Source organism: Microbacterium arborescens (assembly GCF_049707515.1).
GTDB classification, from domain to species: domain Bacteria; phylum Actinomycetota; class Actinomycetes; order Actinomycetales; family Microbacteriaceae; genus Microbacterium; species Microbacterium arborescens_B.
Window position 1 is genome coordinate 1 of sequence record NZ_JBNAFI010000004.1, and the last position, 17,082, is coordinate 17,082.

At 69.4% G+C, this 17,082-nt stretch carries 11 protein-coding genes and 1 tRNA gene; 2 read left to right on the plus strand and 10 right to left on the minus strand.

Features of this window, described 5'->3' with window-relative positions; genetic code table 11:
• Positions 1-134: 134 nt before the first annotated feature.
• The 6 genes from ACPYN5_RS09285 to polA all read right to left on the minus strand — a co-directional run bounded on the left by ACPYN5_RS09285 (position 135) and on the right by polA (position 8,124).
• Positions 135-395 carry a DUF6458 family protein gene (locus tag ACPYN5_RS09285; protein WP_424448698.1) on the minus strand — a complete coding sequence of 87 codons (261 nt, stop codon included), beginning with the start codon at positions 393-395 and terminating at the stop codon, positions 135-137.
• An 88-nt stretch (positions 396-483) separates the two neighbouring features.
• Complete coding sequence (locus tag ACPYN5_RS09290) at positions 484-1,263, minus strand: SGNH/GDSL hydrolase family protein (RefSeq protein WP_424448699.1); 780 nt, start codon at positions 1,261-1,263, stop codon at positions 484-486.
• Positions 1,253-2,611 carry an MFS transporter gene (locus tag ACPYN5_RS09295; protein WP_424448700.1) on the minus strand — a complete coding sequence of 453 codons (1,359 nt, stop codon included), beginning with the start codon at positions 2,609-2,611 and terminating at the stop codon, positions 1,253-1,255. Before ACPYN5_RS09295 ends, ACPYN5_RS09290 begins: the two co-directional genes overlap by 11 nt.
• Positions 2,612-2,654: 43 nt before the next feature.
• Positions 2,655-3,695 (minus strand): LLM class flavin-dependent oxidoreductase, encoded by a 1,041-nt coding sequence (locus ACPYN5_RS09300; RefSeq protein ID WP_424448701.1) that lies wholly within the window; start codon positions 3,693-3,695, stop codon positions 2,655-2,657.
• Positions 3,696-3,767: 72 nt separating this feature from the next.
• On the minus strand, positions 3,768-5,444 hold the full coding sequence (locus ACPYN5_RS09305) for a DUF885 domain-containing protein (protein ID WP_424448702.1): 1,677 nt from the start codon (positions 5,442-5,444) through the stop codon (positions 3,768-3,770).
• Positions 5,445-5,484: 40 nt separating this feature from the next.
• The gene (gene polA / locus ACPYN5_RS09310) at positions 5,485-8,124 is read right to left on the minus strand and encodes a DNA polymerase I (RefSeq protein ID WP_424448703.1); all 2,640 of its coding nucleotides are present in this window, start codon (positions 8,122-8,124) and stop codon (positions 5,485-5,487) included.
• A 57-nt stretch (positions 8,125-8,181) separates the two neighbouring features.
• Between polA and ACPYN5_RS09315 the strand changes: the two genes are divergently transcribed.
• Positions 8,182-8,613, plus strand: a complete 432-nt coding sequence (locus ACPYN5_RS09315; protein WP_424448704.1) for a hotdog fold thioesterase — start codon at positions 8,182-8,184, stop codon at positions 8,611-8,613.
• A gap of 90 nt (positions 8,614-8,703) precedes the next feature.
• Here ACPYN5_RS09315 and ACPYN5_RS09320 read toward each other — a convergent pair whose 3' ends face one another.
• Positions 8,704-9,321, minus strand: a complete 618-nt coding sequence (locus ACPYN5_RS09320) for an ANTAR domain-containing response regulator (protein WP_424448705.1) — start codon at positions 9,319-9,321, stop codon at positions 8,704-8,706.
• A gap of 80 nt (positions 9,322-9,401) precedes the next feature.
• Here ACPYN5_RS09320 and ACPYN5_RS09325 point away from each other — a divergent pair.
• Positions 9,402-9,482, plus strand: a tRNA-Leu gene (locus tag ACPYN5_RS09325).
• 58 nt (positions 9,483-9,540) lie between these two features.
• On the opposite strand, the gene pyk is transcribed toward ACPYN5_RS09325, so the two are convergent.
• From pyk to gltB, 3 genes are read right to left on the minus strand one after another with little or no spacing between them, the layout of a single operon-like run.
• Positions 9,541-10,989, minus strand: coding sequence for a pyruvate kinase (gene pyk / locus ACPYN5_RS09330; RefSeq protein WP_424448706.1), 1,449 nt, complete (start codon positions 10,987-10,989; stop codon positions 9,541-9,543).
• A 42-nt stretch (positions 10,990-11,031) separates the two neighbouring features.
• Positions 11,032-12,498, minus strand: a complete 1,467-nt coding sequence (locus tag ACPYN5_RS09335; RefSeq protein ID WP_424448707.1) for a glutamate synthase subunit beta — start codon at positions 12,496-12,498, stop codon at positions 11,032-11,034.
• Positions 12,491-17,071: a glutamate synthase large subunit gene (gene gltB, locus ACPYN5_RS09340; protein WP_424448708.1), complete on the minus strand. Its 4,581-nt coding sequence runs from the start codon at positions 17,069-17,071 to the stop codon at positions 12,491-12,493. The genes ACPYN5_RS09335 and gltB overlap by 8 nt, the downstream gene beginning before the upstream one ends.
• Between the last annotated feature and the right edge of the window lie 11 nt (positions 17,072-17,082).

The following is a 17,082-nucleotide window of genomic DNA, read 5'->3' on the forward strand; positions in this document are numbered from 1 at the left end:
TCGACGGCCTCATCCGGGTGACTCCGGGCATGCTCGCGGACGAGATCTACTTCCAGCTCCCGTAACCGTCTCGCCGGGGGGGGGGGGGGCCCCCCGGGGCCCCCCCCCCCCCCCCCCCGCCGCAGTCGTCGAGATCAGAGCGTCGGGTCGCCCGACGTGCTCGTGCTGTTGCGCGTGACCCGCTGTCCACTCGCCGGGTCGACGGCGGTGCGGCTGACGGTCTCGGTCTGACGGCGACGCACCATCAGGATGAGGCCGAGGAGGAAGATGAGCGCGCCGGCACCCATCAGGATGTAGCCGATGAGGTCGAGGTTCACCCACTCAACCTCGACGTTCACAGCGAACGCGAGGATCGCGCCGATGACGAAGAGTGCGATTCCGGCACCAATGCTCATGTCAGTTCCTTCCGGGTGTGCGGACCCTTCGATCCTGGCGCGCGCGCCCGGCCCCGCGCACTGGCTTGACACCGCATCTCGCGGCGTGTCAGGAGCGCGGGGCGACCTCGACCCAGGACCCGAACTTCGGTTCGCGGTGGTCTCCCGATGACCGCCCCGTCAGCCGGCGGCGTACCCAGGGGGCGAGGTGCTCGCGGAAGTACTCGCCGCGGGCGAGGGCAGGCGGTTGCTCGTCGAGCGGAAGCGACCACCACTCCCCCGGCGCCTCGAGCCCGAGGGATCCGAGCACGCGCGCCGCCACCCGATGGTGACCGCGCGCGCTCATGTGCAGCCGATCGGCCGACCAGTACGAGGGATGCGTCAGCGCGCGGTCGTACCAGTTGAGGGCGCGCACGATGTCATCTCGATCCGCGATGCGTTCGACCACGGCATCCGACAGCGCATCGCCCCGTCGGTTGACGAGACCCCCCAGCGGCAGCTGCGCCGAGGGATTGGCTCCGGAGAGCAGGATGAGGCGGACGCCTTCCTCGTCGCAGCGCCGCACGACCTGGAGGAAGGCGTCGAGGATGTGCGCGATCGAGGTCCGCGGTCGCAGCATGTCATTGCCCCCGCCGTTGAACGACAGGTGCGTCGGTTTCAGCGCGAGCGCGGCCTCGAGCTGCTCGTCGACGATGGGTCGCACGAGCTTGCCGCGGATGGCGAGGTTGGCGTAGTGGACGGCTCGACCGGTCGCATCGGCCCAGCCCGCGGCAACGAGGTCGGCCCACCCGCGCACGGCGCCGTCGGGCAGCTCGTCGCCCACCCCCTCGGTGAACGAGTCGCCGATCGCGACGTACCGGACCTCGGATCCCCCCGCGTCACCGGTCATCGAGCGACTCTCCTCTGCGGTCGGCGAGGCCCCACGCGCCGGCGGCGGCGAGGACGAAGAACACGGCGAACACGACGAAGAGCACGGGCGCGCCGCCCCACAGCAGCAGGGGTGGCACCGACAGTGGAGCGATGATCGACGCGATGCGGCCGACCCCGGCCGCCCAGCCCGCGCCCGTGCCGCGGAGCGACGTCGGATACATCTCCGGCGTGACGGCGTACAGCGCGCCCCAGGCGCCGAGGTTGAAGAACGACAGCGCCATGCCGGCCGCGATGATCACGGTCTCGGTGCCCGCTGTCCCGAAGACGACGGCGGATGCCGCCGACCCCAGGAGGAAGACCGAGAGCGTGAGCCGCCGCCCCCACACCTCGATCAACCAGGCCGCGACGGCGTACCCGGGCAGCTGCGCGAGAGTGATGATGAGGGTGAACCCGAACGAGCGGACGAGGTCGTAGCCCTGCGTGTAGAGGATCGTCGGGATCCAGATGAAGGCGCCGTAGTACGAGAAGTTCACGCAGAACCAGACGAGCCACAGGCTGGCGGTCCGCCCGCGGAACTCCGCCGACCAGAGCGCACGGAGTCGTCCGCTCGACGAGATCGCGGCCGCTGGAGCCGCGGGCGCCGCCGTGTCGACGACCGTCTCGCGACGCGGGGCCGGCTTGCGGGGACCATCGGCTTCGAAACCGCGCACGACCGCGTCGGCCTCCTCGTGCCGGCCGCGGCGCTCGAGCCACCGCGCGGACTCCGGCAGCCCCCAGCGCACGATGAGCGCGTAGACGGCCGGGATGGCCCCGACGACGAAGGCCCAGCGCCAGCCCTCCTCGACCTGCGGGATGACGAAGTAGCCGATGAGCGCCGCCGCGGTCCATCCGACGGCCCAGAACGCTTCGAGGATGACGATGACTCGCCCACGGATGCGGGCGGGGGCGAACTCGCTGACGTACGTGCTCGCCACCGGCAGCTCGGCGCCGAGCCCCAGGCCCACGACGAACCGGAGGACGAGCAGCATCGCCAGCCCGCCCACCAGCGCGCTCGCGCCGGTCGCGACGCCGTACACGAGAAGGGTGACGGCGAAGACCGACCGACGTCCGAACCGGTCGGCCAGCAGCCCGCCGAGGCTCGCACCGATCGCCATGCCGACGAACCCGGCGGAGGCGATCCACGACGCCTGCGACGTGTCCAGCGACCACTGCGCGATGAGCGCCGTGATGATGAAGGAGATGAGCCCGACGTCCATCGCGTCGAGGGCCCAGCCCAGGCCGGAGCCCGTCAGGACTTTCAGGTGCCGGCGTCCGAAGGGAAGATCGTCGAGGCGGCGCGCCACCGAGGGCGTCGCGGTATCGGTCATTCGACCATGCTATTGACCCGCGACGACCTCCGGCGCCACGTCCTCAGTCGTCCGCGAGCATGTCGCGCACGAGCGGGGCGACCCGCGTGCCGTAGAGCTCGATCGAGCGCAGCATCCGGTCGTGGGCGAGCGTGCCGTGCGAGAACTTCAGGTCGAACCGGTCCAGGCCGAGGGTCCGGATCGTCTGCGCGAGCTTGCGCGCCACGGTCTCGGGCGAGCCGGCGTACACCGCCCCGTCGGGACCGAGGTCGTGCTGGAACTGCAGGCGCGAGTACGGCGGCCAGCCGCGCTCGGCGCCGATAGCGTCACGGTTCACCTTCATGGCCGGGAACAGCTCCTCCCAGGCCTCCTCGTCGGTGTCGGCGATGTGACCGGGCGAGTGCACACCGACGGGCAGCCGGTCTGCCCCCATGGCGTCACGGGTGCGGTGGAACAGGTCGACGTACGGACGGAAACGCGCCGCGCCCCCGCCGATGATCGCCAGCATCAGGCCGTAGCCGTTGTGGGCCGTCCGCAGCACCGACTCCGGCGACCCGCCGACCCCGACCCAGGCGCGCAGACCGTTCTCGGTCTTGGGGAAGACGTCGGCATCCGTCAGCGCCGGCCGGGTCTTGCCCTGCCAGGTGACGGGCTGCTCCGATCGCAAGCGTCCGAAGAGGTCGAGGCGTTCCTCGAAGAGGATCTCGTAGTCGGCGAGGTCGAAGCCGAAGAGCGGGAACGACTCGGTGAACGATCCTCGTCCGAGGATGATCTCCGCGCGACCGTTCGAGACCGCGTCGAGGGTCGCGAAACGCTCGTAGACGCGCACGGGATCGTCGCTCGAGAGCACCGTCACCGCGGTTCCGAGATGGATGTCCTTCGTGCGAGCGGCAGCTGCGGCGAGCACGATCTCCGGACTCGAGACGGCGAACTCGCGACGGTGGTGCTCCCCCACCCCGAAGAAGCTCAGGCCGACCTCGTCGGCGAGGACCGCCTGGTCGACGACGTTCCGGATCGTCTGCGCGTCGGAGAGCAACTCGCCGTCGGCGCCGCGGGTGACGTCGCCGAAGGTGTCGAGAGCGAACTGGACGGATGTCGCGGTCATGGGGACCACCTTTCATTCATGCGCATACAACGGTGGGACGGGAAGACTATTCCCGCCCCACCGTCGACGCGTTCAGCCCTGCGCGAGGGCCATCCGCAGGGTGTCGAGGCCGACTCCGCCGAGGCGCAGCGCCTTCATGTGGAACGCCTTGACGTCGAACTCGTCCCCCGACTGTGCGGCGTAGTCGTCGCGGATCTGCTCCCAGATGCGCTGGCCGACCTTGTACGACGGGGCTTGCCCGGGCCAGCCGAGGTACCGGTTGACCTCGAAGCGGATGAACTCGTCCGACATGTTGACGTTTCGCATCATGAACTCGAGTGCGTAATCGGCGTCCCAGATGCCCTGGCCGTCCGGGCGCTGCTTGCCCAGGTGCACGCCGATGTCGAGAACGACGCGTGCGGCCCGCATCCGCTGGCCGTCGAGCATGCCCAGCCGATCGGCGGGGTCGTCGAGGTAGCCGAGCTGCTCCATGAGGCGCTCGGCGTACAGCGCCCAGCCCTCGGCGTGCCCGCTCGATCCGGCGAGCAGACGGCGCCACGAGTTGAGCTCGAAGCGGTTGTAGACGGCCTGCGCGATCTGCAGGTGGTGTCCCGGGACGCCCTCGTGGTACACCGTGGTCAGCTCCCGCCAGGTGTCGAACGAGTCGACCCCCTCGGGCACCGACCACCACATACGCCCCGGGCGCGAGAAATCGTCCGTCGGTCCGGTGTAGTAGATGCCGCCCTCGTTGGTCGGCGCGATCATGCACTCGAGCGTCCGGATGGGCTCGGGGATGTCGAAGTGGCTGCGTCCGAGCTCCTCGACGGCGCGGTCGCTCGTCTCCTGCATCCACTTCTGGAGCGCATCGGTGCCCCGCAGCTTGCGCGACTCGTCTCTCTCGAGATGCGCGACGGCCTCCTCCACCGACGCGCCGGGAAGGATCTCGTTCGCGATCGCCTCCTGCTCGGCCACCATGCGGGCGAGCTCCTGGAGTCCCCACTCGTAGGTCTCGTCCAGGTCGATGGTCGCGCCGAGGAATCGGCGCGAGTGCAGCGCGTACAGCTCGCGTCCGACGGCGTCGGTCTCGCCGGCCTCGGGCAGGAGCTCGACCGTGAAGAAGTTCGCCAGGCCGTCGTAGGCCACCCGCGCCGCGTTGGCGTTGTCGGCCAGCTCGCGAGCGAGCGAGGCCGGAAGGCCCCCCTCGGCGGGCGCCGCGTCGGCGGCGAACGTCGCGAAGAAGCCGGTGTCGGCGGTGTAGCGCGCGATCTGCGTGGCGACCTCGGAGACCTGACGCCGTGCCGGGACGACCCCCTGCGCAATGCCCTCGCGCAGGGTCCGGATGTAACCGTCGATGGCCGCGGGGACGGCGCCGAGGCGTGCGGCGATGACGCCCCAGTCCTCGACCGTCGCGGTGGGCATGAGGTCGAAGGTGTTGCGGATCTCCTGGGCGGGTGATGCGATCACGTTGACATCGCGGAGATGCGCGCCGGCCTCCGCCAGTTCGATCTGCAGCCGCAGGTCTCCCGCGAGGTCCGCCTTGGTGACGACGTCGACGTCGTCCGCCGGCTCAGCGGCTTCGAGGGCGGCGAGGGTGCTGCGAGCAGCCTCGAGAGCCCGGGCCGTTCCCTCCGGCGAATAGTCGTCGAGGCGCGCGTTGTGCTCGAAACGGCCGATGTAGGTCGCGAGTCCGGGTGAGAGCTCGGCCAGGGTGTCGACCCACGCATCGGCGATCCGGTCGATCGGTGTGGGGGTGCGCTGTGCTTCGGTCATTCTCCGAGCCTAGTCCGGCACCCCCGCGCGAAAAGGTCGGTCAGTGACCGGCGACGTCCCAGTCACCGCCGCGCCCGATCTGGACGTCGAGCGGAACGGTCAGCTCTGCCGCGTCGCCCATGCGCTCGCGCACGATGCGCTCAGCGGCATCCCACTCCCCCGGGGCCACCTCGACGACGAGCTCGTCGTGGATCTGCAGCAGCACGCGTGACCGCAGATCCTCGGCGCGGAACTCGCGATCGATCCGGAAGAGAGCGATCTTCATGATGTCGGCGGCGCTGCCCTGGATCGGAGCGTTCAGCGCCGCGCGTTCGGCGTTCTCGCGCAGCACCCGGTTGGGGCTCGCGAGGTCGGGGAACGGACGCCGGCGCCCGAAGATGGTCTCGGTGTAGCCGTCGATGCGAGCCTGCTCGACACTCGAACGGAGGTAGTCGCGCACGGCTCCGAAGCGGGCGAAGTACTCGAGCATGAGCTGCTTCGCCTCGGACTGCTCGATGCGCAGCTGCTTCGACAGGCCGAACGCCGACAGGCCGTACACGAGCCCGTACGACATCGCCTTGACCTTCGTGCGCATCGCGGGCGTGACGTCGGCCGGGTCGACGCCGAACACCCGGGCACCCACGAAGCGGTGCAGGTCCTCGCCGGAGACGAACGCCTCGATGAGTCCCGGGTCTTCGGACAGGTGCGCCATGATCCGCATCTCGATCTGCGAGTAGTCGGCCGTCAGCAGGGTCTCGTATCCCTCGCCCACCTCGAAGGCGGCCCGGATACGACGGCTCTCCTCGTTGCGGATGGGGATGTTCTGGAGGTTCGGGTCGGTACTCGACAGGCGACCCGTCTGGCTGCCGGTCTGGACGTAGGTCGTGTGGATGCGGTCGTCGGCGGCGATCGCCGTGTCGAGCGACTCGATGATCTGGCGGAGCTTCGTGGCCTCACGATGCTGCAGCAGCAGCTCGAGGAACGGATGCGGGTTCGACTCCTGGAGATCGGCGAGGACGGCGGCATCCGTTGAGTACCCCGTCTTCGTCTTGCGGGTCTTCGGAAGCTCGAGCTGCTCGAACAGCACCTCCTGGAGCTGTTTCGGCGAGCCGAGGTTCACCTCACGGTCGATGGTGGCGTAGGCGCGGCGAGCGATGTCGTCGGCGCGCGCGGCGAGCTCGGCCGAGAACGTGGACAGCTTCTCGTGAGAGACGGCGACGCCGGCGAGCTCCATGTCGGCGAGCGTGTCGAGGGTCGGGAGCTCGATGTCGGTGAGGACGGAGAGGACGGACGCGGGCATCTCGGCGCGCACCGCCTCGGCGACGCGCAGCGCGAACCACGACAGCTGGCCGGGCGTCGCCCCCTCGGTCTCGGGCACCAGCTGCGTCGGATCGGCCTCGGGGAGCTTCTCGTCGAGGTAGCGGTGCACGAGGTCGGCCAGCGTCTTGTCGGGCAGGCTCGGTCGAAGCAGCCATCCGGCCAGGATCGGGTCGAATGCGAGCCCGGAGAGGCGGACTCCGGCGCGGCGCAGCGCCTTGACCTGCACCTTCGCGTCGGAGATGACCTTCGGTGTGGCGGACTCGAGCCACGGCCGCAGCGCCTCGGCGACGGCGTCGTCCCACGTCGACTCGACGGCCTCGTCGGCGCTCGCCAGGCCGATTCGCTGGGGGAATCCCCCGGCGACCATGACGGTGACTCCGATCTCGCCCTCACGCGCACCGACCCACGCGGCCAGATCGGATGCGGAGAGCTCGGCGGCCGTCGGGGCCGGCACTGCGGGCGGGGCGGTCTCGACCGCCATCGCCGGGTCGGCCCCGGCCGCTTCGAAGACGCGCGGCAGCAGGGTTCGGAACTCGAGCCGGGCGAAGATGTCGCGCACCGCCTCGGCGTCGATCGGCGCCACGGCGAGGTCGGCGGGCGTGACACCGAGCTCGACGTCGCGCAACAGACGGTTCAGCGCGCGGTTGCGGCGAACGTCGTCGAGATGGTCTCGCAGGTTGCCGCCCACCACTCCGCCGATCTTGTCGGCGTTCTCGAGCAGGGCGTCGAGCGAGCCCCACTGCGTCAGCCACTTCACCGCCGTCTTCTCGCCCACCTTGGGGACGCCGGGGAGGTTGTCGCTCGTCTCGCCCACGAGAGCCGCGATATCGGGATAGTTGTGCGGCGGGAGGCCGTACTTCTCGATGACGGATTCGGGCGTGTAGCGCTTCAGCTGCGACACACCCTGGACGCTCGGGTACAGGAGCGTGACGTCGTCGCTGACGAGCTGGATGGTGTCGCGGTCACCCGAGCACACCAGCACGTCGTACCCCTCGGCGGCGCCCTGCGTCGCCAGGGTCGCCAGGATGTCGTCGGCCTCGAAGTCCTCCTTCGTGAGCACCGTGACGTTCATGGCGGCGAGACACTCCTGCAGCAGCGGGATCTGACCCTTGAACTCGGCCGGCGACTCCGACCGGTTCGCCTTGTACTCCGTGTACTCGCGTGTGCGGAACGACTGCCGCGACGTGTCGAAGGCGACGGCGAGGTGCGTGGGCTTCTCGGCCTTGATCAGGTTGACGAACATCGACAGGAATCCGTAGATGCCGTTGGTGTGCTGCCCGTCCTTCGTCGTGAAGTTGTCGACCGGCAGCGCGAAGAACGCCCGGTAGGCCAGCGAGTGGCCGTCGACGACGAGAAGGGTAGGCTTTGCGGAGTCCGTCACCCGTCCAGCCTAACGACGAGCACGGACACGACGACCCGCTGCGACCGAGGGTGGAGCATGCCCGAGAACACCGAACCCGACAACGGCCTCGCGTGGGCGCAGGGACGCGGCAAGGGCGCGCTCGCGGAACGCATGGGGATCGAGTTCACGGAGTTCACCACGGAGCGCTGCGTCGCCACGATGCCCGTCGAGGGCAACACCCAGCCGGTGGGCCTGCTCCACGGCGGCGCCTATGTCGTGCTCGGCGAATCGCTCGGGTCGATGGCGGCGAACATGCATGCCGGTCGCGGGCGCCTCGCCGTCGGCGTCGACATCAACGCCACGCACACCCGCTCGGCGACGAGCGGTGTCGTCACGGGGGTATGCACTCCCCTGCACCTCGGCCGGTCCATGACCGTGCACGAGATCGTCGTCTCGGACGAACAGGGCCGGCGGTGCTCGACGATCCGGATCACCAACATGATCAAGGATGCGCCCGCCGCATCCTGATCCTCTCCCCGCGCGAAGAAACAGCTCCGCGCCGAGAGCGCGGGGGAAACCCGGCTGCTCGGCGCGGAAGAGACGTCTCGCGGAGCGGGCCTACTTCTTCGGGGCGAGCTGCTCGATGATCGCCTTCGCGACGTCCTGCATCGTGAGGCGACGGTCCATCGACGCCTTCTGGATCCAGCGGAACGCCTCGGGCTCGCTGAGGCCCATCTTCTCGTTCAGCAGCCCCTTGGCGCGGTCGACGAGCTTGCGCGTCTCGAAGCGCTCGACCATGTCGGCCACCTCGGCTTCGAGGGTGATGATCTGCTCGTAGCGTGCCAGGGCGATCTCGATCGCGGGCAGCAGGTCGTTCGGCGTGAAGGGCTTGACGACGTAAGCGAGCGCTCCGGCCTCGGTGGCCCGCTCGACGAGCTCCTTCTGGCTGAACGCGGTCAGCAGCACGACGGGGGCGATGTGCGCCTTGCCGAGACGCTCGGCGGCGGAGATGCCGTCGAGGACGGGCATCTTCACGTCCATGATCACGAGGTCGGGACGAAGCTCGGTCGCGAGCTGCACGGCGGTCTCGCCGTCTCCGGCCTCACCGACGACGTCGTATCCGTTGTCGCGCAGGATCTCGACGATATCGAGCCGGATGAGCGACTCGTCCTCGGCCACGACGACACGACGGGGTGCGGGAGCGGCCGGCGTGGGGGCCTCTTCTTGCTCTGTCACCTTTTGATCCTACGGTATGGCGTTCCGCCGATGCTTCCGTCGGACGATGCGACGAGAGGCGCTATTGTCGAATGACGTGCGCCGGTGTGGCGGAATGGCAGACGCGACCGACTCAAACTCGGTTGTCTTCGGACGTGTGGGTTCGACTCCCACCACCGGCACGACGAAAGGGCGGGCACCTCGTGGAGAGGTGCCCGCCCTTCGGCGTCCGTCAGACCGTCACTGGATGGTCTGGTAGATCGGCGCACGGCCGTTGACGGCGTCACCGATCTTGTGGATGCGGATGTCGTTGGTCGCACCCTCGATTCCGGGAGGCGAGCCGGAGATCACGACGACCTTGTCGCCGACCTCGGCGAGACCGGTCGAGAGGAAGTAGTCGTCGACCTGGTGGTACATCAGGTCGGTGTGAGCGACCTCTTCGACCAGGCTCGAGCGGATGCCCCACGTGAGTGCCATGCGTCGGCGGATGGCCGGGTCGGTCGCGAAGGCGATCATGGGGATCTCGGGGCGCAGGCGCGACATGCGACGGGCCGTGTCACCGGACTCCGTGAACATGCAGAGGAACTTCGCCTCGATGAACTGGGCGACCTCCATCGCGGCGAGCGTGATGGCACCGCCCTGCGTGCGCGGCTTCGCCGTCAGCGGCGCGATGCGGTCGAGGCCGTGCGTCTCGGTCGAGTCGACGATGCGGGCCATCGTCTCGACGACGCCGACGGGGTACTTGCCCACGCTCGTCTCGCCCGAGAGCATGACGGCGTCGGCACCATCGAGGACGGCGTTGGCGACGTCGCTGGTCTCGGCACGGGTGGGCACCGGGTTCTCGATCATCGACTCGAGCATCTGCGTCGCGACGATGACGGGCTTGGCCATGCGGCGGCACAGGGCCACGGCCTTCTTCTGCACGATCGGGACGGCCTCGAGCGGAAGCTCGACGCCGAGGTCGCCGCGGGCGACCATGATGCCGTCGAAGGCGTCGATGATGCCCTCGAGGTTGTCGACGGCCTGCGGCTTCTCGATCTTGGCGATGACGGGGACCTTGCGCCCCTCCTCCGCCATGATCTCGTGCACGCGCGTCACGTCGCCGGCATCGCGCACGAACGACAGCGCGATGATGTCGGCGCCCTGCTGCAGCCCCCAGCGCAGGTCGGCTTCGTCCTTCTCGGACAGTGCCGGGACGCTCACCGCGACACCCGGCAGGTTGATGCCCTTGTTGTTCGACACCGGACCGGCGACGATCACCTTCGTCGTGACGACGGCACCGTCGACCGAGACCACCTCGACGCGGACCTTGCCGTCGTCGATGAGCAGGAAGTCGCCCGGCTTGACGTCCCCCGGCAGGCCCTTGAAGGTCGTCGAGACGATCTCCTTGGTGCCGAGGATGTCGTCGGTGGTGATCTTGAAGATGTCGCCGACCGCGAGCTGGTGGGGTCCGTTCTCGAACTTGCCGAGGCGGATCTTCGGCCCCTGCAGGTCGACCAGGATGGCCACGGGGCGACCCGCGTCATCAGCCGCCTTGCGCACGTTGGCCCAGCGGACCTCGTGCTCCGAATAGTCTCCGTGGCTGAGGTTGAATCGGGTCACGTCCACGCCGGCGTCGATGATGGCTCGCACCATCTCGTAGCTGGCTGTGGCCGGTCCCAGGGTGGCGACGATCTTGGCGCGTCTCACTGAATCTCCGGTGGTGTCGGGTCGGGAGGGGATGGGTCCAGCCTATGCCCGCTGGAGCCCGATCGCGACGTCCGTCGGACGCACCGGCGCCGGCAGCTCGGTGTCGCCCATCAGGTAGCGGTCGACCGCGGACGCCGCGGCACGGCCCTCCGCGATCGCCCAGACGATGAGCGACTGCCCACGACCGGCGTCGCCGGCCACGAACACGCCCGGCGTGGCGGTCTGGTAGTCGTCCGCCCGATCGACGTTGCCGCGATCGGTGAACAGCGTGCCCAGCTGGGACTCGAGCTCGGCGCGCTCCGGGCCGGTGAAGCCCATCGCGATCAGCACGAGGTCGGCGGGGATCTCGCGCTCGGTGCCGCTCTTGGGCACCCGGCGGCCGTCGATGAACTCCGTCTCGGCGACGCGGAGCGCGCGCACCTCCCCCGCGTCGTTGGCGAGGAATTCGACGGTGGACGCGAGGTAGCTGCGCTCACCGCCCTCCTCGTGTGCCGAGGCGATCTCGAAGATCGTCGGCATCATCGGCCACGGCTGGGTGTCGGGGCGGTCGGACGGCGGCTGCTGGCCGATCGCCAGATTCGTGACGCTGAGGGCGCCCTGACGGTGCGCGGTGCCGATGCAGTCCGCACCGGTGTCGCCGCCGCCGATGACGACGACGTGCTTGCCCTCGGCGTGGATCTGGTTGGCGACCTGGTCACCCGCGACGGCCTTGTTCGATTCGACGAGGTACTCCATCGCGAAATGCACGCCCGCGAGGTCGCGGCCGGGGATCGCCAGATCGCGCGGAAGCGTCGAGCCCGTGGCCACCACGACGGCGTCGTAGCGAGCGCGGAGCGCATCCCACGTGATGTCCTTGCCGATCTCCACGCCGGCGCGGAACCGCGTGCCCTCGTCCTGCATCTGACGCAGACGCGCCTCGATGTGGCGCTTCTCCATCTTGAAGTCCGGGATGCCGTAGCGCAGGAGGCCGCCGATGCGGTCGTCGCGCTCGTAGACCGCGACGGTGTGACCGGCGCGCGTGAGCTGCTGCGCGGCGGCGAGCCCGGCGGGGCCGGAGCCCACGACGGCGACGGTCTTGCCGGTCAGGCGCCCCGGCGGCTCCGCCTCGACCCAGCCGTTCGCGAAGGCCTCGTCGATCGTCGTGACCTCGATCTGCTTGATCGTGACCGGCGGCTGGTTGATCCCGAGCACGCACGAGCTCTCGCAGGGCGCCGGGCAGAGCCGGCCGGTGAACTCCGGGAAGTTGTTCGTGGCGTGCAGACGCTCGATCGCCGAGCGGCCCTCGCCCCGCCATGTGAGGTCGTTCCACTCCGGGATGAGATTGCCCAGGGGGCATCCCTGGTGGCAGAACGGCACGCCGCAGTCCATGCAGCGCCCCGCCTGACGGCGGACCACCGCGGTGTCACCGGGCTCGTAGACCTCGCGCCAGTCCATGATGCGGACCGGGACGGGGCGACGCTTGGGGAGCTCGCGCTCCGTGATCTTCAGGAAGCCCTTGGGGTCAGCCACGGGTCACCTCCAGGATGCGGCTCCAGACCTCGTCGCCGTCGGGGTCGAGCCCCTCGGCGGCCGCCGTCTGTCGGGTTTCGAGCACCGCTGCGTAGTCGCGCGGCACCACACGGACGAAGTTCACGACCTCGGTCTCGAAGTCCTCGAGCAGGCGGGCCGCCAGCTGGGAGTCCGTCTCGGCGACGTGGCGCTCGAGCAGGTCGCGGAGGATCTCGGCGTCACCGGATCCCATCTCCTCGAGCACGAGCTCACCGGTGGCCATCGCCTCGCGGTTCACGTTCGCCGTTTCGAGGCGGTAGACGTAGGCGTTGCCGCCCGACATCCCGGCACCGAGGTTGCGGCCCGTCGCGCCGAGGATGACCGCCAGGCCGCCGGTCATGTACTCGAGCGCGTGGTCGCCCACACCCTCGACGACCGCCGTCGCGCCGGAGTTGCGGACGAGGAACCGCTCCCCCACGACGCCGCGCAGGAACATCGTGCCCTGCGTCGCGCCGTAGCCGATGACGTTGCCGGCGATGACGTTCTCGGACGCGTCGAAGGCGGCGTCGCGCGGCGGGCGCACGACGATCTGACCTCCCGACAGTCCCTTGCCGACGTAGTCGTTCGAGTCGCCCTCCAGCCGCAGGGTGATGCCCGCGGGCAGGAACGCGCCGAAGGACTGCCCGGCGGAGCCGGTCAGGTTCACCACGATCGAGTCGCTCGGCAGCCCGTTCTCGCCGTGGGCGAGGGTCACCCGGTTGCCGAGCATCGTGCCCACGGCACGCTCGGTGTTCCGGATGGGCAGGTCGATGTCGATGTGACCGCCGTGCGCGACGACATCCTGCGCCCGCTCGATGAGCTGGACGTCGAAGTGCTCCTCGAGCTCGTGGTCCTGGTCGCGCTGATGACGACGCGGGGCGTCGTCGGCGAAGGCCGGGCCCGTCAGGATGGGACCGAGGTCGAGCCCGTTCGCCTTCCAGTGCTCGATCGCGCCGTCGACGTCGAGGACGTCGTTGCGCCCGATGGCCTCGTCGAGCGAGCGGAAGCCGAGCTCGGCGAGGTACTCGCGCACCTCCTGGGCCACGAACTCCATGAAGTTCACGACGAACTCGGGCTTGCCGGTGAAGCGCTCGCGCAGCACCGGGTTCTGGGTCGCGACCCCCACGGGGCAGGTGTCGAGGTGGCAGACGCGCATCATGATGCACCCCTCCACGACCAGGGCGGTCGTGGCGAAGCCGAACTCCTCGGCGCCCAGCAGGGCGGCGATGACGACATCCCGTCCGGTCTTGAGCTGCCCGTCGGCCTGTACCACCACGCGGTCGCGCATGTCGTTCAGCATGAGCGTCTGCTGCGTCTCGGCGAGGCCCAGCTCCCACGGCGTGCCCGCGTGCTTGAGCGAGTTCAGCGGGCTCGCACCCGTACCGCCGTCGTGACCCGAGACGAGGATGACGTCGGCGAGAGCCTTCGCGGTTCCGGCCGCTACCGCCCCGATGCCCGACTGGCTCACGAGCTTCACGTGGACCCGGGCGGCGGGGTTGGCCCGCTTGAGGTCGAAGATCAGCTGCTTGAGGTCTTCGATCGAGTAGATGTCGTGGTGCGGCGGCGGCGAGATGAGGCCCACACCGGGGGTGCCGCCACGCGTGCGGGCGATCCAGGGGTACACCTTGCCGGGCGGCAGCTGGCCGCCTTCGCCGGGCTTGGCGCCCTGCGCGAGCTTGATCTGGATGTCGTCGGCGTGCGTGAGGTACATGCTCGTCACACCGAAACGGCCCGAGGCCACCTGCTTGATGGCGCTGCGGCGCTCGGGATCGAGCAGTCGCTCGACGTCCTCGCCGCCCTCACCGGTGTTCGACTTCGCGCCGAGCCGGTTCATGGCGATCGCGAGGGTCTCGTGAGCCTCCTTGGAGATCGAGCCGTAGCTCATCGCTCCCGTCGAGAAGCGCTTCACGATGGAAGCGACCGACTCGACCTCGTCGATCGGAACGGGCGGGCGCACCCCCGTGCGCAGCTTGAACATCCCGCGGAGGGTCTTCAGCTCCGCAGCCTGATCGTCGACGAGCTTGGTGTACTCGCGGAAGATGTCGTAGCGGCGCGTGCGCGTCGCGTGCTGCAGCCGGAAGACGGTGTCGGGGTTGAACAGGTGCGGGGCGCCGTCACGACGCCACTGGTACTCGCCGCCCGTCCACAGGCGCTCGTGCGCGCGCACCGCGGCATCCTCGGGGTAGGCGTACGCGTGACGCGCGGCGTTCTCGGCCGCGATCACCTCGATGCCGATGCCGCCGAGCTTGGTCTCGGTGCCGGTGAAGTACTTCGAGACGAAGTCGTCGGAGAGTCCGACCGCCTCGAACACCTGCGCGCCGGCGTAGGAGGAAACGGTGGAGATGCCCATCTTGGACATGATCTTCAGGACGCCCTTTCCGAGCGCGTAGATCAGGTTCTTGACGGCCTTCTCGGGCGAGACGCCGGTGATGTACCCCGCGCGTACGAGGTACTCGACGGTCTCCATCGCCAGGTAGGGGTTGACCGCCGACGCACCGTAGCCGAGGAGGGTCGCGACGTGGTGAACCTCGCGCACGTCGCCGGCCTCGACGACCAGGCCGACCCGCATGCGGGTCTGCTGCCGGATGAGGTGGTGGTGCACGGCTGCGAGCATGAGCAGCGACGGGATGGGCGCGAGGTCCTTGTTCGAGTCGCGGTCGCTGAGCACGAGGAACTCGGCGCCGTCCTCGATGGCCTGATCGGCCTCGGCGCACATCTGGGCGAGGCGCTTCTGCATCCCCTTGTGACCCGCCTCGACCCGGTAGAGGCCGCGGATGGTGACGGACGAGCGTCCCTTGAGCGCCGTGTCGATGTGCTGGATCTTCGCCAGCTCGTCGTTGTCGATCACCGGGAAGTCCAGCGTCACGGTGCGCGTGTGCTCCGGGCCCCACGCGAGCAGGTTCGCCTCGGGACCGAGCCCCAGCGACAGCGAGGTGACGACCTCTTCGCGGATCGAGTCGAGCGGCGGGTTGGTCACCTGCGCGAACTGCTGCGTGAAGTAGTCGAAGAGCAGGCGCGGCCGCTCGCTGAGGACGGCGACCGGGGTGTCGCTGCCCATCGCGCCGAGGGGTTCGGCGCCCACCTGCCCCATCGGGGTGAGGAGGATGCGCACCTCCTCCTCGGTGTAGCCGAAGGTGCGCTGCCGGCGCGTGATCGAGGCGATGGGGTGCACGATGTGCTCGCGCTCGGGCAGGTCCTTCAACCGGACGCGGCCCGCGTCGAGCCATTCCTGCCACGGGTGCAGCGAGGCGAGGTCCCGCTTGATCTCCTCGTCCTCGACGATGCGGCCCTCGGCCGTGTCGACGACGAACATACGACCGGGCTGGAGGCGGCCGCGGCGCTTGATGCGCTCGGGGGCAAAATCGAGCACACCGGTCTCGCTGCCGATGACGACGAGTCCGTCGGTCGTCTCCGTCCACCGACCCGGGCGCAGCCCGTTGCGGTCGAGGGTCGCTCCGACGAGCGTGCCGTCGGTGAAGATGAGGGCGGCCGGTCCGTCCCACGGCTCCATCTGGATGGAGTGGTAGTCGTAGAACGCCCGCAGATCGGGGTCGATGTCCGTCTGCTTCTCGTACGCCTCGGGGACCATCATCATGACGGCGTGCGGCAGGCTGCGTCCCGTCAGGGTGAGCAGCTCCAGCACCTCGTCGAACGAGGCGGAGTCGCTGGCCCCGTCGGTGCAGATCGGCAGGAGCGGCTGCACGTCGCCGAGCAGCTCGGATTCGAGCTGCGACTGGCGCGCCCGCATCCAGTTGCGGTTGCCCTTGACGGTGTTGATCTCGCCGTTGTGGGCGAGCATGCGCAGCGGCTGAGCGAGAGGCCACGACGGGAAGGTGTTCGTGGAGTAGCGGGAGTGGACCACCGCGAGCTCCGAGGCGAACCGCTCGTCCTGCAGGTCGGGGTAGAACGGCTCGAGCTGGAGCGTCGTGACCATTCCCTTGTAGCCGAGCGTGCGGCTCGAGAGCGAGACGAAGTAGGCGTCGTGCTCGTGGCGGGCGCGCTTGCGCAGCCGGTAGACGCGACGGTCGAGCTCGATGCCCGAGAGGGCGGGGGCGTCGCCGATCGCGGGTCGCGAGAGGAACAGCTGCTCGAAGGCCGGGCGCGCGGCGAACGCGAGCTTTCCGAGGTTCTCGTCCTCGGTCGGCACGTCGCGCCAGCCGAGCACCGTCAGACCCTCGGACGCGGCCAGCGTCTCGATGTCGGCCTTCAGCGCGTGGCGCTCATCGGCGTCGCGCGGCAGGAACGCCATGCCCGCGGCGTACTCGCCGACCGGCGGCAGGTCGAAGTCGACGACGGCGCGCAGGAACGCGTCGGGCATCTGCGTCAGGATGCCGGCGCCGTCACCGGTTCCGGCGTCGGAGCCGATGGCGCCGCGGTGCTCGAGGTTGCGCAGAGCCGTCAGCGCGAGCTCGACGATGTCGTGCCCCGCTTCTCCGCGCAGGGTGGCGACCATCGCCAGACCACACGCGTCCTTCTCGAAGGCAGGGTTGTACATGCCCTGCTTGGGGGGGAAGGAACCGAATCCGAACTTTTGGGGTCGAGGGCTCGAGGCCATACTGACCGTCC

Excerpts from the sequence above, each read along its gene's own strand:
- ACPYN5_RS09285 (WP_424448698.1), bottom strand. The coding sequence starts at position 395 with ATGAGCATTGGTGCCGGAATCGCACTCTTCGTCATCGGCGCGATCCTC.
- ACPYN5_RS09290 (WP_424448699.1), bottom strand. The coding sequence starts at position 1,263 with ATGACCGGTGACGCGGGGGGATCCGAGGTCCGGTACGTCGCGATCGGC.
- ACPYN5_RS09295 (WP_424448700.1), bottom strand. The coding sequence starts at position 2,611 with ATGACCGATACCGCGACGCCCTCGGTGGCGCGCCGCCTCGACGATCTT.
- ACPYN5_RS09300 (WP_424448701.1), bottom strand. The coding sequence starts at position 3,695 with ATGACCGCGACATCCGTCCAGTTCGCTCTCGACACCTTCGGCGACGTC.
- ACPYN5_RS09305 (WP_424448702.1), bottom strand. The coding sequence starts at position 5,444 with ATGACCGAAGCACAGCGCACCCCCACACCGATCGACCGGATCGCCGAT.
- ACPYN5_RS09315 (WP_424448704.1), top strand. The coding sequence starts at position 8,182 with ATGCCCGAGAACACCGAACCCGACAACGGCCTCGCGTGGGCGCAGGGA.
- gltB (WP_424448708.1), bottom strand. The coding sequence starts at position 17,071 with ATGGCCTCGAGCCCTCGACCCCAAAAGTTCGGATTCGGTTCCTTCCCC.